The organism is Mesorhizobium sangaii (genome assembly GCF_014207355.1).
GTDB classification, from domain to species: Bacteria; Pseudomonadota; Alphaproteobacteria; order Rhizobiales; family Rhizobiaceae; genus Mesorhizobium; species Mesorhizobium sangaii.
The window spans coordinates 353,227-374,286 of the sequence record NZ_JACHEF010000002.1 but is presented as its reverse complement, the minus strand read 5'-3'; the positions used below and the strand labels follow the sequence as shown (position 1 = coordinate 374,286).

The window sequence follows — 21,060 nt, the reverse complement described above, 5'->3', positions numbered from 1 at the left end:
TCCGCTTCCGGTGCTCACGGACCCAAACGTCCGCTCCGCTCCGGTTCTCGAAACCACACCAGCTGACTCACCGGAGCGAGTGTCTGGAAAGGCCTTTTTAGACGACACCCACCCAAAGCAAAACGGCCCGCCTTTTGGCGGGCCGTTCGTATTTGATATCGAGCCTGATCAGTTGGCCGGTGCGGCAGGAGCCGGCGCAGGCGCTGGAGCCGGTGCGGGCGCTGGGGCAGGTGCCGCTGGAGCGGGCGCAGCCGGAGCCGGTTCGGCTGGCTTCATAGGTTCTGCAGGAGCCGGCGCAGGTGCCGGTGTGCTGGCCGCCGGCGCCTCGGCAGGTGCCGGATGCTCACCGCCGCTTCTTCCGAAAACATAATACGCGACAACCGCCAGAATAACGACGACCAGCACAATCAGCCAGGTGCTGCCACCGCCGCTTGGGCGAGGAGCGTTGGTGGACGAATTGAACGGGTCGTTTGGATTCGGTGTGTTCGCCATAAAAGTGTCCTCCGTGGATGAAAAACATCAAACAACAGCCATCAACGCGTTTCCGTCGAATGGGTTTCACACTAGTCGAGGAAAACGCCGAAAACGCGACGCCCGGATCCTCCACCACCATGCGGCGACTCAGTTGACAGCGGTGACAGTATAGCCGGCTTTGCGGAAATCCTCGACCAGGCCTTCGGGACCGGGTCGCCACCGGACTGGCGGCGTTTCGCCACGCAGCGAGCCATACCAACCTATGCTATCGTTGGTTGCGAGGGATTTGCCGGTTATGATGCCCACTGCACAAACTTTTCCCGATCCTGAGGGCGCTCTTGCCGGCGCTCAGTTCGCCGACCGATACGTGCTGACAACCGATGGTCTTGCACTGACCGCAATTGGCGCGGCCGAACGTGTCCTGGGGCGAACACCGCGATGGGTCGGCTGGCTTATGCTGCTGCGCAACCTCGCCGTCAGGCCATTCGGGCTGAAAACGGGGCTGGAACGTGACGTGTTGCCGGAAGGCAGGGTCGGTATCTTTCCGCTCATCAGCCAGGCGCCCGGCAGGATCGTCCTTGGCCTGGACGACCGGCATCTCGATTTCCGCCTCCTGGTGGAGGTGAACGACCTCGGCGCGGGCCGGCAGGAAGTGGCTGCGTCGACGATCGTGAAGACGCACAACCTGCTTGGGCGGACCTATCTCGCTGTAGTCAAGCCGTTTCATCGGATCATCGTTCCGGCGATGCTGGCTCAGGTTTTGATCAAGTAGAGTTAAAGCCCCACGGCCGTGACAGTGTAGCCCGCCTTGCGGAAATCCTCGACCAGTCCCTCCGGACCCGGAAGGTGGAGGGCTCCGACCGCCATGAAGGCATTGCCCCTGGCCAGGATCGGCTGGGCATGATCGACCATCACCTTGTTGCGGCTGGTGATCATGGTTTCCTCGAACGCGGCATAGCCTGCGGGGTCGTCCTGCTCATCAGGCATGGCCGCGCGGAACAGCGGCCAGAACATGCCGGTGTCGCCGCGCTGGTAGAGAACGATCATGGTTTCGTTGATGTCGTTGACCTTGTCGCCCAGCTTCAGCGTGTCGACCAGCCCCTTCATGTGAAAGGCCAGCGGCAAAGAGGCCATGGCGCGCAGCTGGCTGGCAGCCGTTTCCAGTCCCTCGACCGGCTTGCCCGCGGCCTTGGCGCCTTCAGCCAGCTTGACGTCGAGCACCGGGGCGCCGCCGGACTGGCGGGCGAGTTCGCAAGCCGGAAGCGCCATCATGGCCGAAAGCATCCACGGCTTCATCTTGGCGACGGTCGCCGGCGGGATGCCGCGCGCGTCGAGTGCGGCATTCATGGCCGCCGCATCGTCGGGCGACAGCAATGACGACAGCGTCGTGGAGTCGGTGAACATCATCAGGTCCGGCTCTTTGAGCATCGCCGCCATCATCTGTTGCTTGTCGAGCACGTCGGTGGTTTCGATGACGATGGTGGCGGCGGCGTCATAGGCCTCCTGCGCGGCCCGCGGCAGCGCGGTGACGCGCGGGTCGGTCATGTGCATGGTGCCGAACAGGAAGGACGGTTGTTCGCCCGGTTTCTCCAGCTTCCACAGCAGGCCCTTGCCGTTCGGCGTGGCCGCGGCTTCAGTCTCGATCTTCTGATAGGCCGACGGATCGCTTTTCTGCAGGGCAGACAGCATGTCGGCGCCGGTGCAGGTCGGGATATCGGCATGCGCCCTGCCGGCCGCGAGCAGCAGGACGGCAAGGAACGACAGGAAAAACAGGACATTGAGCGCGACAAGCAGCTTCAGCGATACGGAAGCTGCACGGTCGGCGATGGCGATGACGCGTTTCATGGCCTTTGTCCTAGAACCAAAAAGCGGCAAAACGGTTAACCGGCACTGCAAAATTGAAGGTTCATGCCCTTGGATGCGCCGATTCGTAGATTTCGAGCAGCCTCGCGGTGTCGACGCCGGTGTAGATCTGCGTCGTCGACAGGCTGGCGTGACCCAGGAGTTCCTGGATGGTGCGCAAATCGCCACCGCGGCCGAGCAGATGCGTGGCGAAGGAATGGCGCAGCGCGTGCGGCGTCGCGGTGTCGGGCAGGTTGAGCGCCGAGCGCAGCTTGGCCATGTCGCGCTGGACGATGGCCGGATTGAGCGGGCCGCCGCGCGCGCCGCGAAACAAAAGGCCCTTCGGGTCGAGATGATAGGGGCAGAGCCGGCGGTATTCGGCGATCGCCCGCAGCGCCACCGGCAGCACCGGCACCAGCCGCGTCTTGCCGCCCTTGCCGGTGACGCGCAGCACGGTGTCAGTCGCCAATGCCAGATCGGCAGCGGCGAGGCCGAGCGCCTCGGAAATGCGCAGGCCGGAGCCGTAGAGCAGCGTCAGCACGGCGGCGTTGCGGGCTGCGATCCACGGCTCTTCCGCCAGTTGGCCTTCGACGGAAACGACATGCTTGGCATCGCTTGCCGTCAGTGGCTTGGGCAGTGATTTGGGCTGGCGCGGCGCGCGCAAGGCTGCCGCACCGGCCGCATTGACGAGGCCACGCCGTTCGAGGAACCGCAGCAGCGAACGGATGCCGGCCAGGCCGCGGCCAAGCGTGCGGGCGCCGGCGCCGGCGTTGCGGCGGGCGGCGAGGAAGCCGCGCAGATCGGCAGGGCGCAGATTGGCGATGTCCGAAATGCCGGGCGAGCCGCCACAATGGCCCGTGAGGAAATGCAGGAACTGCCGCGTGTCGCGCTCATAGGCCTCGACGGTCTCCGGCGACAGCCGGCGTTCGCGCGCCAGCATCTTGAGCCAGCTTTCACGCGCCGCCTGGAGATCGGGTTTTGCTGGGATGAGGAATTCCTGCATGGCGTGCTTCCAAACTTTGTTTCATGCATGCCGTTGTCCCCAAAATCGGGCTCCACTTTTGGGCGACCTGCATTTGTCTTTATGCACGTCGTCATCCCAAAACCGGTTCCCACTTTTGGGCGACATGCATCAGCCGCCATTTTCCGACAGCCGGGTTAGGAAGCGGTGAAGAGCCATGTCATTGAAATGACAATCGGGGAGCGTTAGAGCAAAGCCAAAGGATGTCACGCCATGAGCAAGCCCCAGAACCCCGTCCAGATGGCCGTGATCGGCGCCGCCCACGGCATCAAGGGCGAATTGCGGGTGAAGACCTTCACCGGTGAGCCGCTGGCGCTGGCCGATTATGGGCCGCTCTATGCCAGGGACGGCCGCGCCTTCCAGATCATCGACATCAGGCCCGCCAACACCGTCGTCGTCGTCCGCTTCAAGGGTGTTGCCGACCGCAACGCCGCCGAGGCGCTCGCCGGCACCGAGCTGTTCGTCGACCGTTCGATGCTGCCCGACGATGGCGAGGAGGACGAATTCTACCATGCCGACCTGGTCGGGCTGGAGGTCCGGGATGATACCGGTGCCGCGATCGGCAAGGTCGTCGCCGTGCACAATTTCGGCGGCGGCGACATTCTCGATGTGACATTGGGCGGACGCAAGGGTGTGCTGATCCCGTTCACGCAGGCGGCCGTGCCTGATGTGTCGATCGCCGAGGGCTTTGTCCGCGTCGACCCGGCGGCGGCCGGGCTGGTCGAGGACGAGGACGGCGATGCGCCGCGCGAGGAAGACTTCGACCCGAAGGGTAGGCCGCGTGGACCGCGCGACGCCGGGGGCAACCGGTGACGTTCAAAGCCTCGGTGCTGACGCTTTATCCCGAGATGTTTCCGGGCGCGCTCGGCCTGTCGCTGGCCGGCCGGGCGCTGGAAGGCGGCACATGGTCGCTGGAAGCGATCCAGATCCGCGACTTCGCCACCGACCGCCACCGCACCGTCGACGACACGCCGGCCGGCGGCGGTGCCGGCATGGTGATGCGCGCCGATGTTTTGGCCAGGGCCATCGACCATGCTTCGCCGGAGGGCGATTTGCGGCCGCGGCTGCTGATGAGCCCACGCGGCAGGCCGCTGACGCAGGCGCGCGTGCGCGAACTCGCCGCCGGACCGGGCGCTGTGATCCTGTGCGGCCGCTTCGAGGGCGTCGACCAGCGGCTGATCGAGGCGCGAGGACTGGAAGAGGTTTCGATCGGCGATTTCATCCTCTCGGGCGGTGAGCCGGCGGCCCTTGTGCTGCTCGACGCGGTGGTGCGACTGTTGCCCGGCGTCATGGGCAACGCGGTGTCGGGCGAAGAGGAGAGTTTCGAGAACGGCCTGCTCGAACATCCGCACTACACGCGGCCGCAGGAATTTGAGGGGCGCGAGATTCCCGAAGTGCTGATATCAGGCAATCACAAGAAGATCGCCGCATGGCGGCGGGCTCAGTCCGAGGCGCTGACGAAAGAGCGGCGGCCGGACCTGCCCGGCGCTCAGCCTTTGCTGAAGTAGTAGAAGGCGAGGAACAGGCCGACCGCGACGACGAAGCCGCGCACCACGTTCTGCGGCACGCGCTTGGCGATCCAGACGCCGGCATAGCCGCCCAGCGCGCCACCCGGGATCATGATGATCGCCTGCGGCCAGGCGACAACGCCGCCCGAGACGAAGACGACGATCGCCACCGCGGCGATGACAATGGCCAGCATGTTCTTCAGCGCGTTCAGCCGGTGGTAGTCGCCGGCTTGGGTCAGGCCGAGCGTCGCCAGCATCATGACGCCCATGCCGGCGCCGAAGAAGCCGCCATAGACGGCGGTGATGAACTGCGCCAATGAACCGGTCAGCGTGCCCACCGCCGCTTCGTGCCCCGGCTTCGGCGCCGGTTTCAGCCACTGCCCGGCGGCAAACAGGGCCGTTGCGCCCAGCAGCAGCCACGGCACCAGGACGCGGAAAGACGGATTGTCGAGCGCCAGCAGGAACAGCGCGCCAGCCAGCGCGCCGACCGCCGAGATCAGGCAGAGCAGCAATGCGCCACGCCAGAAATGGCGGATGTCATCCCAGTAGGCGAGCGTCGAGGTGATGTAGCCGGGAAACTGCGTCACCGAGGAGGTGGCGTTGGCAACGATCGGCGGCAGGCCGACCAATGTCATGGCGCCGAAGGTGATGAAGGTGCCTCCACCGGCGACCGCATTGGCGGCGCCTGACAGAAAGCCCGCCAGGAAAAGCAGGATGGCGTCGAAGATGGACATGGAAGGCCGCCGCGGAAAACTGTGCTGCGCTCGGCTTAGGAAGCCTGGCACGTGGACGCAACCCGGCACCGGAAGCTTATGATGATGCCATGCGGGCAAAAAAGACTCGGGTTCAGGCGTGACAAAGCGCTGAAATAGCTGTATGTGCCCGCCCGTACCGGCAAGAAAAATTCTGCCGGACCCGTCAACAATGACGGTGTAGTCGCCCCTGCCCGATGTCTTGGACACCGATGTCTTCGATAAAGGGCATAGCCGAGCGGTCATTGGAACTGCAAGGCGAGTGTCGGACGCTCTGGCTGTCGGAAGAACAAGAAGTGGATTTTTGAGATGGATATCCTCCGTCAACTCGAGGCCGAGCAGGCCGCCAAGATCGAAGCCAAGCGCAAGCTTCCCGAATTCCAGCCCGGCGACACCGTGCGCGTCCAGGTCCGCGTGACCGAAGGCACCCGCACCCGCGTCCAGGCCTATGAGGGCGTCGTCATCGCCCGCGCCGGTTCCGGCTTCCAGGAAAATTTCACCGTCCGCAAGATCTCCTACGGCGAAGGCGTCGAGCGCGTGTTCCCGGTCTATTCGCCGATGGTCGAAGGCGTCGAGATCGTTCGCCGCGGCAAGGTGCGTCGCGCCAAGCTCTACTATCTGCGTGATCGTCGCGGCAAGTCGGCCCGTATTTCGGAGAACACCGGCGTGCGCGCCCGCAAGCTGAACGATGACGAGCGCGATGCGCTGAACGCCGAGAAGGCCCGCATCGAGGCCGAGAAGGTTGCAGCCGCCGAGGCTCTGGCCGTCGAGACGGCCGCCAAGGAAGCAGCCGAGAAGAAGGCAGCCGCCGAGGCAGAGGCAGCCAAGGCCGCGGAAGCCGCGACCGCCGAATAAGTTTTTCGACAAGCATGTAGAAAGGCGGCTTCGGCCGCCTTTTTTCGTTTTGCAGGAATCCATGCGGATCTGCGATTGACGCCAATTATATCGTGTACTAAACAATCGTGCACAAAATAAATGGAGACACGAGATGACCGCATTGTATTCCACCCAGGCCCGCGCCGTCGGCGGCCGCGCCGGCCACGTCCAGAGCAGCGATGGCCTGCTCAGCCTCGACCTTGCCATGCCGAAGGAACTTGGCGGCAAGGGTGGCGCCACCATCCCGAGCAGCTTTTCGCCGCTGGCTATGCCGCCTGCTTCGAAAGCGCCATGCGCTTCATCGCCGGCAAGCAGAAGCTGCCGCTGCAGGATGTCTCGGTGACAGCCAATGTCAGCCTGCATCCCAATGGTCAGGGCGGTTTCCTGCTCGGCGTTTCGCTGGCGGCCGAGACGAAAGGTCTTGATCAGGCGGCGGCGGAAGCGCTTGTATCGGCAGCGCATGAGGTTTGCCCCTATTCCAATGCCGTCAAGGGCAACATCGAGGTGGCGCTTTCGGCAACGGCGCTTCCGGCAAAGGCAGCATGACCACCAGAACGACCCCTTCGCACCTGGACATCCCGGCGGATTTCGCCGGGATACCGAAGCTCGACCAGCATCTGTGCTTCGCGCTCTATTCGGCGAGCGGGCTGATGACACGACTCTACCGGCCGCTGCTCGAGCCGCTCGGCCTGACCTACCCGCAATATCTGACCATGCTGGCGCTGTGGGAACATGCACCGCGCACCGTCGGCGAACTGGGCGACACGCTGGGGCTCGATTCGGCAACGCTGACGCCGCTGCTCAAGCGCCTGGAAGCGAACGGCCTGGTCACGCGCCGGCGCGATGCCGCCGACGAACGACGGGTGCTGGTCGAACCGACATATCAGGGCCAAGCACTGCGCGAGGGCGCCAAGGCGGTGTCGGCCGCGATGCGTTGTCATTCGCCGCTCGATGGCGACGAATTGAAATCCCTGCATCACTCCCTGACACGGCTGATCGACGGTTTGCGGGAAGCGAGCGCCGATTGACGGGACACCGCTGGGATCGTCCAGGAATCCCCGGATTGAAGGTATTGGTTTCCGTTTTCACATGCGTCGACGCAGTGGACCGTCTTGCATGACGCTTGCGGAAAGCTAAAGTCGGCGCCGGATTTTCCTGCAAGCCCGGCCGATGTCCGGGCGCTTTCACTTCCGGGGAGTGTATCATGACCAAATCGAAACTGCTGCTGGCCGGCCTACTTGCCCTCATGCTTGCGCCCGTTGCCGCCTTCGCGCAGGCTCTGCCCGATCTCGGCGGCAAGAAGGTGGTGGTGGTGACCGAGAACGCCTATCCGCCGCTGCAGTTCATCGATTCGAAGACGGGAAAACAGATCGGCTGGGAATATGACGCGATGAACGAGATCGCCAAGCGGCTGAACCTCGCCGTCGAGTACCAGAACACGTCCTGGGACGCGATGATCCAGGCGGTTTCCGACAACCAGTACAACATCGGCATGACCGGCATCACCATCAAGGACGACCGCAAGCAGAAGGTCGATTTCTCCGACCCCTATATGCGCTCGGAACAGTTCATGCTGGTGCGCGGCGACGAAAGCCGCTTCACCGACGCCAAGACCTTCGGCGCCTTCAAGGACGGGCTGATCGGCGCCCAGGCCGGCACCACGCCTTTCTACACCGCCGTCTACAGCGTGCTCGACGGCAATGAGCAGAACCCGCGCATCAAACTGTTCGAGACTTTTGGTGCGACGGTGCAGGCGTTGAAGTCCGGCGACGTCGATGTCGTCCTGACCGACGGCACCGCGGGCAAGGGCTATGTCGATGCCTCCGACGGCAAGCTGAAGCTGATCGGCGGGCCGCTCGGCACCGAGGATTTCGGCTTTATCTTTCCGAAGGGTTCCGATCTGGTGAAGCCGGTCAACGCGGCAATCGCGGCCCTCAAGGCCGACGGCACGTTCGACACGCTCAACAAGAAATGGTTCCTTGATTACAAAATGGGGCAGTAACCCCTCTTGTTGAGCGCATTGCATACTGATGGCGCGGTAATCCTCGCGCTGAGTCTGCGCTTGAACACCCCCCTCTGTCCTGCCGGACATCTCCCCCTCAAGGGGGGAGATCGGATGTCGCATTGGCTTTCGCCAGTTTCCAACGCCAAAAAATGGGCGGCGAGGTCGAGGCTGCCAATCTCCCCGTTTGAGGGGGAGATGTCCGACAGGACAGAGGGGGGCGCCTTGGCACGTCCCGACATCTGCTTCGCCGGCATCGCCTGATGCAGGCCCCTTCCACCTCAAAATCCGACTTCCCCTGGTGGCTGGTCGTGGCCGTGGCCATCGCGATTGTGGTGGCCGTCTTCGTCGCCACCAGCAACCTCTACGCCCAGGTCTTTGCCACCGTCGCCAAGGGCATCGGCATCACCGTCTTCGTCACCGTGATCGCCTTCGTGCTGGCTTCGGCCATTGGCCTCGGCATCGCGCTGATGGGGTTGTCTGGCTCGCGCTGGCTACGCCAGATCGCCCGCTTCTATGTCGAGATCATCCGCGGCGTGCCGATCCTGGTGCTGTTGTTCTGGATCGCCTTCGTCGGCGCGCCGGCCTTCGTCGCGGGCTGGAATGCCCTGACCGCACCGCTGCAGAATGCCGGCCTCGTGGGCGAATTGCTGGTGCGCGACGTGTCGCTCTTGTGGCGCGCCATCATGGCGCTGACCATTGGCTATTCGGCGTTCATCTCGGAGGTCTTTCGCGCCGGCATCCAGGCCGTCGAGAAGGGCCAGATCGAGGCCGCGAAGGCGCTCGGGCTGACGCGCGCTCAACGCTTCCGGCTGATCGTGTTTCCGCAGGCGATCCGCACCATCTTGCCGCCGCTCGGCAATGATTTCGTCGCCCTGGTCAAGGATTCCTCGCTGGTCTCGGTGCTCGGCGTCGCCGACATCACGCAGATGGGCAAGGTCTATGCCGCCGGCTCGTTCCGCTTCTTCGAGACCTATTCGATCGTCGCCTACATCTATCTCATCCTGACCGTCGGCCTGTCGCTGGCCTTGCGGGCGCTGGAACGGCGGTTGCGCCGCCAGCACGAGGAATAGTTTTTGAGCGAAGGCGGCGCTACGATCCTTGTCGGCATGTCTCGTTGAGGAGCTCACATGATCGTCGACAAAGCCAATGCGGCGCTGGATTCCGTCTACACCGCCGACACGCCGGAAGCTCTGGCCGAGGCCTATGCCGCATGGGCCGCGACCTATGACAGCGAGACCGCTTCGCTTGGTTATTTGCTGCCTTTCCTGATCACCGCCTGGGTGGCGCGCCACGTGCCGGCGGGCGAAGGGCCGCTGCTCGATGCCGGCTGCGGCACCGGCCTGTCAGGGCCGTCGCTGCAGGCACTGGGCTACCGCGATATTGCCGGGCTCGACCTCTCCGACGACATGCTGAAAATCGCCGGCAGCCGCAATGCCTACAGCGAGCTGAAACAGGCGATGCTGGGCGGGCCGTTGCCGTGGCCGGATGGCCATTTCCGCGCCTTCTTCTCAACGGGCGTTTTCACCATCAGCCATGCGCCGGCGTCGAGCCTGCATGAACTCGTGCGCATCACCCGGAAAGGTGGCCACGCCATCTTCACCGTGCGAGACCAGGTTTTTGCGAGCGGCCGCTTCCAGGCCGTGTTCGACGAGCTGGAGCAGGCGAAGACATGGCGGCCGGTCGAGCAAAGCCCATGGTTCCGTTGCTACGCGATCGCGGAGCCTGATGCGTTGGTGAAGACCTTTGTTTTTGAAGTGATGTGAGGGGCGAGCAACCTACGTCCTGCGACGGCAGCTTCCAATTGCCGAAAAGCCAAAACATTGGTATGAGCCACGCCATGGAAGAGCTTTTTGGCGATCCGGCCTATAAGGGGTTCGTGCTGCAGGACAGAAAACGCCTGCCGTCGCGTTTCTCCGCGCGCGTGTCCGGCGCGCTGACCAGCCGACTACCCTAGGCCGACCTGTCCAGGTCGTTTCGCCCGACCGGTGATCCGGCATCTGCTCCTTCCCATTCTCATATCGACGGATTTACGCACATGAGCGCACCGCGCACCCTCTACGACAAGATTTTCGACGACCATGTCGTCGACCGCCAGGACGACGGCACCTGCCTGCTCTACATCGACCGCCACCTCGTCCATGAAGTGACCAGCCCGCAGGCCTTCGAAGGCTTGCGCCTGAGCGGCCGCAAGGTCCGGCATCCGGAAAAGACGCTGGCCGTGGTCGATCACAATGTCTCGACCTCGCCCGAGCGCAAGTTCGGCATCAAGAACGAGGAGAGCCGCATCCAGGTCGAGGCGCTGGCCAAGAACGCCAAGGATTTCGGCGTCGAATATTATTCCGAGAACGATATCCGCCAGGGCATCGTCCACATCATCGGCCCGGAGCAGGGCTTTACGCTGCCCGGCATGACCATCGTCTGCGGTGACAGCCACACCTCGACCCACGGCGCCTTCGGCGCGCTGGCGCACGGCATCGGCACGTCCGAGGTCGAGCATGTACTGGCGACGCAGACGCTGATCCAGCGCAAGGCCAAGAACATGCTGGTGCGTGTCGATGGCCAGTTGCCGGATGGCGTCACGGCCAAGGACATCATCCTCGCCATCATCGGCGAGATCGGCACAGCCGGCGGCACCGGCTATGTCATCGAATATGCCGGCGAGGCGATCCGTGCGCTGTCGATGGAAGGCCGCATGACGATCTGCAACATGTCGATCGAGGGCGGCGCGCGCGCCGGCCTGATCGCGGCGGACGAGACGACCTTCGCCTATGTCAAGGACAAGCCGCGCGCACCGAAGGGCGCGGCCTGGGACGCGGCACTGGAATACTGGAAGACGCTGCAGTCCGACGAAGGCGCGCATTTCGACAAGGTGGTCGTGCTCGACGGGGCAAAGCTGCCGCCGATCGTCTCCTGGGGCTCCTCGCCCGAGGATGTCGTGTCGGTGCAAGGCATCGTGCCGAACCCGGACGATATCTCGGATGAAAACAAGCGCACCTCCAAGCAGCGCGCGCTCGACTATATGGGGCTGACGCCGGGCACCAAGATCACCGACATCACGCTCGATCGCGTCTTCATCGGTTCCTGCACCAATGGCCGCATCGAGGATCTTCGCGCCGTCGCCAAGGTGGTCGAAGGCAAGACGGTCAGCCCGCATGTCGATGCGATGATCGTGCCGGGCTCCGGCCTGGTCAAGGAACAGGCGGAAGCCGAAGGCCTCGACAAGATCTTCGTCGCCGCCGGCTTCGACTGGCGCGAGCCGGGCTGCTCGATGTGCCTTGCCATGAACGACGACCGGCTGAAGCCGCATGAACGCTGCGCCTCGACTTCGAACCGCAATTTCGAAGGCCGGCAAGGCTTCAAGGGCCGTACCCACCTGGTGTCGCCGGCGATGGCGGCGGCGGCGGCGATCGCCGGCCACTTCGTCGACATCCGCGAGTGGAAATAGCGCCGGAACCTGCGGCTTGGAATGCATGCCAGACCCCGGACCGCGGTGTGGCTCCGGGTCTTTTTCATCCGCTCCGTTGCATATTCAGCTTTCGCTTAACTGCTTGTTTGGGCTTGCGCCCTAAGGTCTCCCCTGACGTAAGCGAGGGGAAATCACAGTCCTTTGGACACCGGCCTGTTCATAGCGCTGCTCAATCCGACGATCGCGCTGGCACTCGGCGCGGCCTTCCTCGTCCTATGGTCCTATCAACGCCACCGCCCATATCTCGCCGTGCTGGCGACCAGCTACGGTCTCTCGGCGGTCGGCTTCCTGCTGCAATATTTCACCTTGCCCTTCGGCACGCAGCTGACCAAGCTGACGTCGAATATCTGCTTCACAGTTGCCGGTTGCTGCCTGTCCAGCGCCATCATCCACCGCTATGGCCGCAAGGTGCCCTATGTTGGGATCGGCGTACTGGCCGGCGGTGGCCTGGCGTCGTTTTGCTGGCTCCTGTTCGTCGCGCCGGATCTCACCTGGCGCATCCTGGCGATGAATTTCGCTTTCGGCGGGATCAGTCTTCTGGTCGCCGCCGAACTGCGCCCGGTGCGCCGCAATGGCCCGACCGAAAACATCCTGTTCGTGCTGTCGCTGCTGTCGGGCCTGAACTTCTTCGTGCGCACCCTTGTCGTCGTCATCGCGCACGGACCCTTCACCAGCTATGACGGCTTCTATGCCTCGTCCTACTGGACGACCGCGCTGCTGTCGCATGCACTGCTGTCGCTGCTCATTGCGCTCTGCCTGTTCTCCGCTGCGGCACTTGATGTGATGAAGGCGCTGAAGACCGAGACCTACACCGACCCGCTTTCGGGTCTTCTCAATCGCCGCGGCTTCGAGGAACGAGGCATGCAGCTGTTGCGCCACTGCGCCACGGCCCGCTTCCCGGTCGCCCTGGTGCTGGCCGACCTCGATCACTTCAAGGCGCTCAACGACGTACATGGGCATGCGGCCGGCGATCGCGTGATCGCCGACTTTGCTGCCAAGCTTCGGTTGGCCGCCGGGACGCGCGGCGTTGCCGGGCGTATCGGCGGCGAGGAGTTTGCCGTGTTGCTGCCGTTGAGCGATCTCGCCGCCGCGCGGCTGTTCGCCGAAGCCGTGCGCACGGTCTATTCGGCCGGCCAGGTCGACGGGCTGCCTGCCGGCACCAAGGTGACAGCCAGTTTCGGGGTGGCGGCCCGCAGCGGCGACGAGGCGCTGGAGCCGCTGATGCGCCGTGCCGACGATGCGCTCTACAAGGCCAAGAAGAATGGCCGCGACAGCGTGCGCCTGTCCTACGAGCGCCCGGAAACAATGTTCGTGCCGGAGCCTCTCAAGGTTGGTTGATCCCGCCCCGCCGCGCCAGCGTTAACGTCTTCTTCGCCGCTCGATGCTTAGCTGTCGGCGCGGGTTCGGGAAGAACATGAGCGGCGCGAACTTCATCCTGTTGATCAATGTTTCGGTCGCCGGCCTGCTGGCGGCTTCCTTCATCGCGGTCGCGTTGCATGAGACCGGCCGCGTCGCGCCACGCTGGCTGGCATTCGGCTATCTGCTGGGCATGGTGTATTTCGCCATCGAATTCAGCATTCCCGCCTTCGACAACGCGCGGCCGGTGGTCGTTGCCGCCTTCGCGGTGTTCCTTGGCGCCACCATCGCCTTCAATGGCGGGCTGGCGCACAAATACGGCGTGGCGCCGGCGTGGAAGCAGATGCTGTTCTTCCTCGTCGCCACCTCTGTCGCGGTGTATTTCGTGCAGGACCTGCCGCGCCAGTCGCTGGTCCGCATGATGGCCTACCAGCTTCCCTATGCGGTCATGCAGTTCGTCGGTCTCGTGATCGTGTGGTCGTCGAGGCAAAGGCACGCCCGTCTCGACCGCATCCTGATGGCGGTGCTGGCGGCCAGCGGGCTGCAGTTTGCCTCAAAGCCGTTCATCGCGCATGCGCTCGGCGGTTGGGGCGCCAACCCGCAGGCCTATCTGCAAAGCAACTACGCGCTGGTGTCGCAGTCGCTCGGCACCGTCTTTGGCCTGGCGCTGGCGCTGCTGATACTGGCCATTCTGGTGCGCGACGTGCTCGCCGAGGTGACGTCGAGGTCGGAGACGGACACGCTTTCGCGCCTGCTCAACCGCGGCGGCTTCACCCGCCACGCGGAGCTGGCAGTGCTGGGCGCGGTGCGGCAAGGCGTACCGGTCGCACTGGTCATCGCCGACCTCGATCATTTCAAGAGTGTCAACGACAGTTTCGGCCATGCGTCCGGCGACCGGGTGATCGAGACCTTCGCCGGCTTCCTGCGCGAGGCCGCCGCCAGCCACCATGTCGCCGGCCGCATCGGCGGCGAGGAGTTCGCCATCATCCTGCCGGGAACCAACCTTGCCGCCGCCCGGCTGTTCGCGGAGGGCACGCGCAACGCCTTCGGCGCGCTGCCCATCGACGGACTGCCGGTGGACAATCGCTGCACGGCGAGCTTTGGCGTCGCAGAACTTCACCCGAGCGAGGATTTTGCCGGTCTGATGCGACGCGCCGACCAGGCACTCTATCAGGCGAAGAATGCCGGGCGCGATTGCGTGCGTGTCTCCGCCGGGCCGGCCGGCGGACGAGAGGTTGCAGCCAGCGCTGGTTAGATCCGAATCAACGGCAGGGGCTGAGCTCGGGCATCTCGCCGTCGGGAAGCCCGTACATATAGCTGCGGCCCTTCACGAACACCGGCGGCCGGTAGCAATCGCCGGAGCCGGTGATTTCGTCCGATTCATTCTCGTAGATCACCTTGGGCTGGCCGGCGCTGGTGTAGTCGGACAGCTGCTTGGCCAATTTGCCTTCGCCGACCAGGATGCGCTTGTAGCCGGCGGCGCTGTCGATGACGAGATTGCCGAACGAATCGGCGTAGACGCGGTCCTGGTGACGTGCGCCAGCAAGCGCTGGCGCTGCCAGGCCAACGAGGCAAGCCGCCACGATGAGCGCCACAAGGCGCATTCTTCCCGAGTTCGAACGCATGGCGTCCTCCTTGTTTAGAGGAAAGCCTCCTCGAATCAGAAATTAACCTTTTCTTAACCTTTGTTAAGAGGCCGGCGCGTTTCGCGGCGATGTCTCGGTAAACATGGTTAATATCCGACTGGGTGGAAAACCCGCCGGCCATCTTTCGGCCATGCTTGGCCGCACCATCGCGGCCGGCGTCCAGTTCGGTCGGATGACCTTGATCTTAACAACGCATCGTGGCCAGTTTGCCGCGCGGGAGGACAAGCATATGGCGCCAGGCCGGACGTTTCGGATGACGCTTGTCCTGTCGCCGCTTCTGGTCGCCATGGCCTGCGTGCCGCAGAATAATGCTCCGAAAGCCGCCGTCACCGATGTGTCCGCGCCGCAGCCGCGCACCGCGACCTACAATTGCGCCGATGGCGGCAGGATGACCATCGAGAATCTCGGCACCTCGCTGCATGTTCTCGGGTCCGACGGTACCAGCGAGGATCTGCAGGCCTCGCCGGCCAACCAGAACAGCCGTTACCAGCAGGCGCATGACGCGATTGTGATCGATGGTCGCGAAGCACTGGTGATGAAGGCTGGGTCGACGCCGGTGACCTGCAAGCGCTGACCAGGTGCATTGATATTCAGGTGAGGCCGGCCTGCAAACGGCGGCTTCCTGCGCTTCCGGTGCTCACGTACATAGAGTACGCTCCGCTCCGGTTCTCGGAAGCCCTCGTTTTCGACTCGGCCTGACCTGAACCTCAATGCACCTGAGGGCTATGTCGGACCGGTATGTTGCACTGCAGCGATAGCGAGCCGGCTTTGGCCCAATCACCCCTAATCGATTGAAGCCCCGCGCCTGCCTTTTAGTCAGACTAAATTACGTTTTCGAAACGGTTTTCTGGCTTTGACGCGGTGCAAAAAGAGCATTAGAAACCGGCTGTCCGAAGTCGCATCCGGAAGCGGCAATGCCGCATTTCCACCTGAGGCTCCAGGGACGCCGAACTGGGGGAGCCATGAGCAAATCACCAGCCACCCGCGCAAGACCGCTTTCGCCGCACCTGACCGTGTACCGGCCGCCGATCACCATGACGATGTCGATCATCCATCGCATCACCGGCGGCGCGCTCTATTTCGGTACGCTGCTGGTTGCCATATGGCTGATGGCGGCGGCAAGCTCACAGGCGACGTTCGACTGGGTCAACTGGGCCTTCGGCACCTGGCTCGGCCGGCTGATCCTGTTCGGCTACACCTGGGCGCTGATGCACCACATGCTCGGTGGCGTGCGCCACCTGGTATGGGATACCGGCGCTGGCCTCGAGAAGCACACGGCCTCGAAGATCGCCTGGGCGACGCTGGCCGGCTCGGTCCTGCTCACGCTGCTGATCTGGATCGCGGGCTATATGGCGCGGGGAGCCTGATCATGAGCACTGGAAAGACCGATATGCGCACGCCGCTGGCGAAAGTCCGCGGCCTGGGTTCCGCCCGCGAGGGCACCGGGCATTTCTGGCGCCAGCGCCTCACCGCCATCGCCAACATCCCGCTGATGCTGTTCTTCGTCGGTTTCCTGATCGCACTCAACGGCGCCGGCTATGCGGACGTGCGGGCAGCACTCGCCAATCCGCTCGTGGCGCTGGTGGTGGCCCTGGTGCTCATCTCGGGGGTCATCCATATGCGGCTCGGCATGCAGGTGATCATCGAGGACTACGTGCATGGCGAGGGCATGAAGCTGGCGCTTATCGCGCTCAATACGTTTTTCACCATAGCGGTCGGCGTCGCCTCGATCTTCGCCCTGCTCAAGCTGACATTCGGAGGCTGAGTTGGCCAAGGACACAAAAGGAGCCAACACCGGTTCCGCTTACACCTATGTCGACCACAAATTCGACGTCGTGGTCGTCGGCGCCGGTGGTGCCGGCCTGCGCGCCACACTCGGCATGGCCGAACAGGGCCTGCGCACCGCCTGCATCACCAAGGTGTTCCCGACCCGCTCGCACACGGTGGCGGCGCAAGGCGGCATTGCCGCTTCGCTGTCCAATATGGGGCCTGATTCCTGGCAGTGGCATATGTACGACACCGTCAAGGGCTCGGACTGGCTGGGCGATGTCGACGCCATGGAATATCTGGTGCGCGAAGCGCCGGCGGCGGTCTACGAGCTCGAGCACTATGGCGTGCCGTTCTCGCGCACCGAAGAGGGCAAGATCTACCAGCGGCCGTTCGGCGGCCACATGATGAACTACGGCGAAGGCCCGCCGGTGCAGCGCACCTGCGCGGCCGCCGACCGCACCGGCCACGCCATCCTGCACACGCTCTACGGCCAGTCGCTGAAGAACAACGCGCAGTTCTTCATCGAGTATTTCGCGCTCGACCTGATCATGGAGCCGGACGGCACCTGCACCGGCGTCGTCGCCTGGAACCTCGACGACGGCACCATCCACCGCTTCTCGGCCAAGATGGTGGTGCTGGCGACCGGCGGCTATGGCCGCTCCTATTTCTCGGCGACTTCGGCGCACACCTGCACCGGCGACGGCGGCGGCATGGCCGCACGCGCCGGCTTCCCGCTGCAGGACATGGAGTTCGTGCAGTTCCACCCGACCGGCATCTATGGCGCCGGCTGCCTGATCACCGAAGGCGCGCGCGGCGAGGGCGGCTATCTCGTCAATTCCGAGGGCGAGCGCTTCATGGAGCGCTACGCGCCGTCGGCCAAAGACCTTGCCTCGCGCGACGTCGTCTCTCGCTGCATGACGCTGGAGATCCGCGAAGGGCGCGGCGTCGGCCCGAAGAAGGACCACATCTTCCTGCACCTCGACCATCTCGATCCGGCCGTCCTGCACGAGCGGCTGCCGGGCATTTCGGAATCGGCGAAGATCTTTGCCGGCGTCGACCTGACCAAGGAGCCGATCCCGGTGCTGCCGACGGTGCACTACAATATGGGCGGCGTGCCGACCAATTACTGGGGCGAGGTGCTCAACCCGACGCCGAGGAGCCCGGACAAGGTGTCGCCCGGGCTGATGGCGGTCGGCGAAGCGGGCTGCGCCTCGGTGCATGGCGCCAACCGGCTGGGTTCGAACTCGCTGATCGACCTGGTGGTGTTCGGCCGCGCGGCCGCGATCCGGGCCGGCCAGGTCATCGACCGCAAGTCGACGATCCCGGCGCCCAACGAAGCCTCTGTCGAAAAGATCATGGGCCGCTTCGATCGGCTCCGCCACGCCAACGGCTCGACACCGACGGCAAGCTTGCGCGAAAAAATGCAGCGGGCGATGCAGGAAGACGCGGCGGTGTTCCGCACGCAGGAATCGCTGGAGAATGGCTGCAAGCGTATTTCGGAAATCTGGACCGAACTGAAGGACATCAAAGTGTTCGACCGTTCGATGATCTGGAACTCCGACCTGGTCGAGACGCTGGAACTGGAGAACCTGATGGCCAACGCCATCACCACGGTCTACAGCGCCGAGGCGCGCAAGGAGAGCCGTGGCGCGCATGCGCGGGAAGATTTTTCGGCGCGCGACGACACGGCCTGGCGCAAGCATACGCTGGCCCGGCTCAGTGAAGACGGCAAGGTGACGCTGTCCTACCGGCCGGTGCATACCGAGCCGCTGCTGGCGGAAAAAGACGGCGGCATCAGCCTCGCCAAGATCGCGCCGAAGGCCAGGGTGTATTGACCATGGCGCTGGCGGCCTCGGGATATTCCGCTACGCCCCTTCCGGCCAAGCTCGGCCTGAAGGACGGGATGACCGCCGCCTTCATCGCGCTGCCATCGGAACTCGATGAGCTGGCCGATGCTGTTGCCTTTGCCAATGTCGACCGGCTGGCCGATTGGTCTGACATTGCGGGAACGACCCAAAAATACGATGCGGTCCATGCCTTCACCCGACAGCGTGCCGAGATCGAGGATCGCCTCGGCGACGTCGAGGCGGCGATCAAGCGCGACGGCATGGTCTGGGTGTCCTGGCCGAAGAAGGCATCGAAGGTGGCCAGCGACGTCACCGAGGGTGTTGTTCGCGCCGAGGCGCTGAAGCGCGACCTGGTCGATGTGAAAGTCGCCGCCGTCAATGAAATCTGGTCCGGGCTGAAGCTCGTCATCCGAAAAGACCGCAGGTAACGGTTGAACTGACGCTCCCCAAGAATTCGAAGATCCAGCAAGGCAAAACCTGACCGAAGCCGGATGGCGCACGGTCTCTATCGCGCTTTTCGATGACCTCTGCGATATGGCTGGCGCTGTCGACTTTGCACAGATCGACCGGCTGGCCCGTCTGATCGAGAATTTCGGCGCTCGCCTGAAATACGAGGCCGTCCATCTCTCACAACAATGCGCTTAGAGCGGTTCACCGTTTCACGGAAACGTCGAACCGCTCATGCACGCCGTTCGCCCAAAACCGAGGTCACTTTTGAGCGACGTATATTAGCGATCTCGAAAGTAACTGGCCGTTTGATATTTGCACTCATCAGCATTGCCTTAGTATAGCTTTAAGTGATTCTCGATATCCACTTCGGAAATCGTCGATCGAGTGCGAAGTATGCGCGGATTTCATGCTATTCGTTGCTGGCCAATTGGATCATTGGTCAGCGTCGCGACAGTGGGGTCGCTCACCTGGCTCGTGTCGCTGGTTTATCTTCAGGAGAAAAGGCTGCTGGCGGTCCTTGGCCTGGGCGCTCTGTGCTCGCTTCTCTTGCTGGATCGCCTCCAAGGGGTCAGGACGGATCAGCCAACAAGCAGGTGGTTCAGCGCCTACTTGTCGCTTATTCCTTGTTTTCTCTTCCTTTTCTATGTCTACGTCGAAAGTGTTTTCGGCTATTTCGATTGGGGCGCGATGTTCATGCATGTCGACGCCGGAGTTCTCACGCCCGGTGTCGTTCTCGAATGTCTGGTGAATACGGGAAGCACGATACTGGTCATTTTGGTCGTTCTTTTCGGCCTTGGCGCACTGAAGGCGCGCGGCACGCTGACACGAAGATTGGACGTTGCCTTGATGGCGTTCTTCCTGGCGGCAAACCCGATGCTGACGCGCCCGATCGCGGCTGCGATCCATCTCAACCCGCTGCATGATTTCCTGTCCAAGCGGTTCGTCGATATCACCTCTTTGACAAAACCGGCCGGAACAGCGTCGGAGACCGTCGCGCCAAGGAACCTCATTCATATTTTCATCGAGAGTGCCGAGCGCACCTACATGAACGAGGCGGAGTTCGGCGACGTCACGGGCCCGCTGCGCGAATTCGACAGGCGTGGCGTTTCGGCGACCAACATGGTGCAACTTGCCTACACCAACAACTCCATCTCCGGGATGGTCGCCGCCAACTGTGGAACGCCGCTGCTAATAACGTATTTCACAACGCGCCAGTACATGGAGGAGAATTCGCAATTCCTGCCAGGCCTGACCTGCCTGGGCGATGTTCTGAAGGCGCGAGGCTATCAGCAGAACTTCATTTCCGGTTGGCCGCTCGGCTTCACCGGTCAGGGAGAATTCTATTCCACCCATGGCTATTCATCGCTGTTTGGGGGATCCGAAGTGGTGGCCGCCGTCGGTGGGCGTGGCAGCTCTTTTGGCGCCGATGACGCCCAGGTTCTGGACATGAGCTTCGACGTTTTGCGGCGCGCGAACCGAGACGGCAAACCGGTCTCGCTGACGATCGCCGTCAGTGGTGGGCATGCGCCGGATGGCTACCTGACTGACAAATGTATCGGCAAGACAGGACTTTCCCCACAAGCCCCCAATATTCTCCATGCCGTGAAATGCACCAACATGCTGGTCGCAGACTTCATCCACAAAGCCGAGGCCGAAGGTCTGATGAGGAACACCGTTGTGGCGTTGCAAAGTGACCACCTCAGCGCGCCGAGCACGGTGACGGATCGCCTGAACACGTTTAAACGGCGCAATTTTTTCTCCCTGTCGGGCGATGGCATTCCCTCCAAGGCGTATACCGGGCTTTCGGGCACGATTGACGTATTTCCCTCCATTCTGGAGGCGCTAGGCGTGCCGCTCCCAAATGACCAGGCTGCCCTTGGCGTTTCGCTGCTTGGGGATCGACCGACGCTGGTCCAGGCACTTGGACAGGGCCAGTTCGATGACGCGATCCATGCCGAGGATGTGCTCGTCAGATCATTCTGGCAGCTGAAACCGGCACGGACGGCCGCGGCGTCCGAGGCTGAGCCGCATTAATGCCAGGGTGCAC

General features: G+C 63.4%; 23 protein-coding genes and 1 pseudogene. 19 read left to right on the top strand and 5 right to left on the bottom strand.

The genetic code is table 11. From position 1 onward, the window contains the following. Positions 1 to 134 precede the first annotated feature (134 nt). Together HNQ71_RS10950 and HNQ71_RS10945 are read left to right on the top strand one after the other, a co-directional pair. The gene (locus tag HNQ71_RS10950) at positions 135 to 278 is read left to right on the top strand and encodes a hypothetical protein (RefSeq protein WP_184872598.1); all 144 of its coding nucleotides are present in this window, start codon (positions 135 to 137) and stop codon (positions 276 to 278) included. Between the two features lie 491 nt (positions 279 to 769). Continuing rightward, on the top strand, positions 770 to 1,246 hold the full coding sequence (locus tag HNQ71_RS10945; protein WP_184873317.1) for a DUF2867 domain-containing protein: 477 nt from the start codon (positions 770 to 772) through the stop codon (positions 1,244 to 1,246). 2 nt (positions 1,247 to 1,248) lie between these two features. On the opposite strand, the gene HNQ71_RS10940 is transcribed toward HNQ71_RS10945, so the two are convergent. Both HNQ71_RS10940 and HNQ71_RS10935 read right to left on the bottom strand, forming a co-directional pair. Beyond that, positions 1,249 to 2,319, bottom strand: coding sequence for a TraB/GumN family protein (locus HNQ71_RS10940; RefSeq protein WP_184872597.1), 1,071 nt, complete (start codon positions 2,317 to 2,319; stop codon positions 1,249 to 1,251). Positions 2,320 to 2,380: 61 nt separating this feature from the next. Continuing rightward, the gene (locus HNQ71_RS10935; RefSeq protein WP_184872596.1) at positions 2,381 to 3,319 is read right to left on the bottom strand and encodes a tyrosine recombinase XerC; all 939 of its coding nucleotides are present in this window, start codon (positions 3,317 to 3,319) and stop codon (positions 2,381 to 2,383) included. A 231-nt stretch (positions 3,320 to 3,550) separates the two neighbouring features. On the opposite strand from HNQ71_RS10935, the gene rimM reads away from it, so the two are divergent. After that, positions 3,551 to 4,150 (top strand): ribosome maturation factor RimM, encoded by a 600-nt coding sequence (gene rimM, locus HNQ71_RS10930; protein WP_184872595.1) that lies wholly within the window; start codon positions 3,551 to 3,553, stop codon positions 4,148 to 4,150. After that, positions 4,147 to 4,845: a tRNA (guanosine(37)-N1)-methyltransferase TrmD gene (gene trmD, locus HNQ71_RS10925; protein WP_184872594.1), complete on the top strand. Its 699-nt coding sequence runs from the start codon at positions 4,147 to 4,149 to the stop codon at positions 4,843 to 4,845. The genes rimM and trmD overlap by 4 nt, the downstream gene beginning before the upstream one ends. Here trmD and HNQ71_RS10920 read toward each other — a convergent pair. Beyond that, positions 4,827 to 5,579 (bottom strand): sulfite exporter TauE/SafE family protein, encoded by a 753-nt coding sequence (locus HNQ71_RS10920; protein ID WP_184872593.1) that lies wholly within the window; start codon positions 5,577 to 5,579, stop codon positions 4,827 to 4,829. The two genes, trmD and HNQ71_RS10920, sit on opposite strands and share 19 nt — an antisense overlap. 327 nt (positions 5,580 to 5,906) lie before the next feature. Here HNQ71_RS10920 and rplS point away from each other — a divergent pair, with 327 nt between their 5' ends. The 9 genes and pseudogenes from rplS (at position 5,907) to HNQ71_RS10875 (ending at position 14,555) form a co-directional block, all read left to right on the top strand. Then, entirely contained in the window at positions 5,907 to 6,452 is a 546-nt protein-coding gene (gene rplS / locus HNQ71_RS10915) for a 50S ribosomal protein L19 (protein ID WP_184872592.1), read from the top strand. 133 nt (positions 6,453 to 6,585) lie between these two features. Beyond that, positions 6,586 to 7,019 (top strand): annotated as a pseudogene (locus HNQ71_RS10910) (organic hydroperoxide resistance protein). Further along, entirely contained in the window at positions 7,016 to 7,501 is a 486-nt protein-coding gene (locus tag HNQ71_RS10905; RefSeq protein WP_184872591.1) for a MarR family winged helix-turn-helix transcriptional regulator, read from the top strand. The pseudogene HNQ71_RS10910 and the gene HNQ71_RS10905 overlap by 4 nt, the downstream one beginning before the upstream one ends. Positions 7,502 to 7,677: 176 nt before the next feature. After that, entirely contained in the window at positions 7,678 to 8,475 is a 798-nt protein-coding gene (locus HNQ71_RS10900; protein ID WP_184872590.1) for a transporter substrate-binding domain-containing protein, read from the top strand. A 263-nt stretch (positions 8,476 to 8,738) separates the two neighbouring features. After that, entirely contained in the window at positions 8,739 to 9,548 is an 810-nt protein-coding gene (locus HNQ71_RS10895; RefSeq protein WP_184872589.1) for an amino acid ABC transporter permease, read from the top strand. A 57-nt stretch (positions 9,549 to 9,605) separates the two neighbouring features. Further along, positions 9,606 to 10,241 (top strand): class I SAM-dependent DNA methyltransferase, encoded by a 636-nt coding sequence (locus HNQ71_RS10890; protein ID WP_184872588.1) that lies wholly within the window; start codon positions 9,606 to 9,608, stop codon positions 10,239 to 10,241. A gap of 272 nt (positions 10,242 to 10,513) precedes the next feature. After that, the gene (gene leuC, locus HNQ71_RS10885; protein WP_184872587.1) at positions 10,514 to 11,923 is read left to right on the top strand and encodes a 3-isopropylmalate dehydratase large subunit; all 1,410 of its coding nucleotides are present in this window, start codon (positions 10,514 to 10,516) and stop codon (positions 11,921 to 11,923) included. A gap of 162 nt (positions 11,924 to 12,085) precedes the next feature. Next, on the top strand, positions 12,086 to 13,282 hold the full coding sequence (locus HNQ71_RS10880) for a GGDEF domain-containing protein (RefSeq protein WP_184872586.1): 1,197 nt from the start codon (positions 12,086 to 12,088) through the stop codon (positions 13,280 to 13,282). Between the two features lie 76 nt (positions 13,283 to 13,358). After that, positions 13,359 to 14,555: a GGDEF domain-containing protein gene (locus tag HNQ71_RS10875; RefSeq protein ID WP_184872585.1), complete on the top strand. Its 1,197-nt coding sequence runs from the start codon at positions 13,359 to 13,361 to the stop codon at positions 14,553 to 14,555. Between the two features lie 7 nt (positions 14,556 to 14,562). On the opposite strand, the gene HNQ71_RS10870 is transcribed toward HNQ71_RS10875, so the two are convergent. Then, on the bottom strand, positions 14,563 to 14,925 hold the full coding sequence (locus HNQ71_RS10870) for a hypothetical protein (RefSeq protein WP_184872584.1): 363 nt from the start codon (positions 14,923 to 14,925) through the stop codon (positions 14,563 to 14,565). 103 nt (positions 14,926 to 15,028) lie between these two features. On the opposite strand from HNQ71_RS10870, the gene HNQ71_RS10865 reads away from it, so the two are divergent. From HNQ71_RS10865 to HNQ71_RS10845, 5 genes are all read left to right on the top strand, one after another. Next, positions 15,029 to 15,520, top strand: coding sequence for a hypothetical protein (locus tag HNQ71_RS10865; RefSeq protein ID WP_343068130.1), 492 nt, complete (start codon positions 15,029 to 15,031; stop codon positions 15,518 to 15,520). A 388-nt stretch (positions 15,521 to 15,908) separates the two neighbouring features. Then, on the top strand, positions 15,909 to 16,313 hold the full coding sequence (gene sdhC / locus HNQ71_RS10860; protein WP_184872583.1) for a succinate dehydrogenase, cytochrome b556 subunit: 405 nt from the start codon (positions 15,909 to 15,911) through the stop codon (positions 16,311 to 16,313). 2 nt (positions 16,314 to 16,315) lie between these two features. After that, entirely contained in the window at positions 16,316 to 16,711 is a 396-nt protein-coding gene (gene sdhD, locus HNQ71_RS10855; protein ID WP_184872582.1) for a succinate dehydrogenase, hydrophobic membrane anchor protein, read from the top strand. A gap of 1 nt (position 16,712) precedes the next feature. After that, positions 16,713 to 18,551, top strand: a complete 1,839-nt coding sequence (gene sdhA / locus HNQ71_RS10850; RefSeq protein WP_184872581.1) for a succinate dehydrogenase flavoprotein subunit — start codon at positions 16,713 to 16,715, stop codon at positions 18,549 to 18,551. Between the two features lie 2 nt (positions 18,552 to 18,553). Beyond that, positions 18,554 to 18,991, top strand: coding sequence for a DUF3052 family protein (locus tag HNQ71_RS10845; RefSeq protein WP_184872580.1), 438 nt, complete (start codon positions 18,554 to 18,556; stop codon positions 18,989 to 18,991). On the opposite strand, the gene HNQ71_RS10840 is transcribed toward HNQ71_RS10845, so the two are convergent. Next, positions 18,969 to 19,187 (bottom strand): hypothetical protein, encoded by a 219-nt coding sequence (locus HNQ71_RS10840; RefSeq protein ID WP_184872579.1) that lies wholly within the window; start codon positions 19,185 to 19,187, stop codon positions 18,969 to 18,971. The two genes, HNQ71_RS10845 and HNQ71_RS10840, sit on opposite strands and share 23 nt — an antisense overlap. A 219-nt stretch (positions 19,188 to 19,406) precedes the next feature. Here HNQ71_RS10840 and HNQ71_RS10835 point away from each other — a divergent pair, with 219 nt between their 5' ends. After that, positions 19,407 to 21,047 carry a sulfatase-like hydrolase/transferase gene (locus HNQ71_RS10835; protein WP_184872578.1) on the top strand — a complete coding sequence of 547 codons (1,641 nt, stop codon included), beginning with the start codon at positions 19,407 to 19,409 and terminating at the stop codon, positions 21,045 to 21,047. Positions 21,048 to 21,060: the final 13 nt, after the last annotated feature.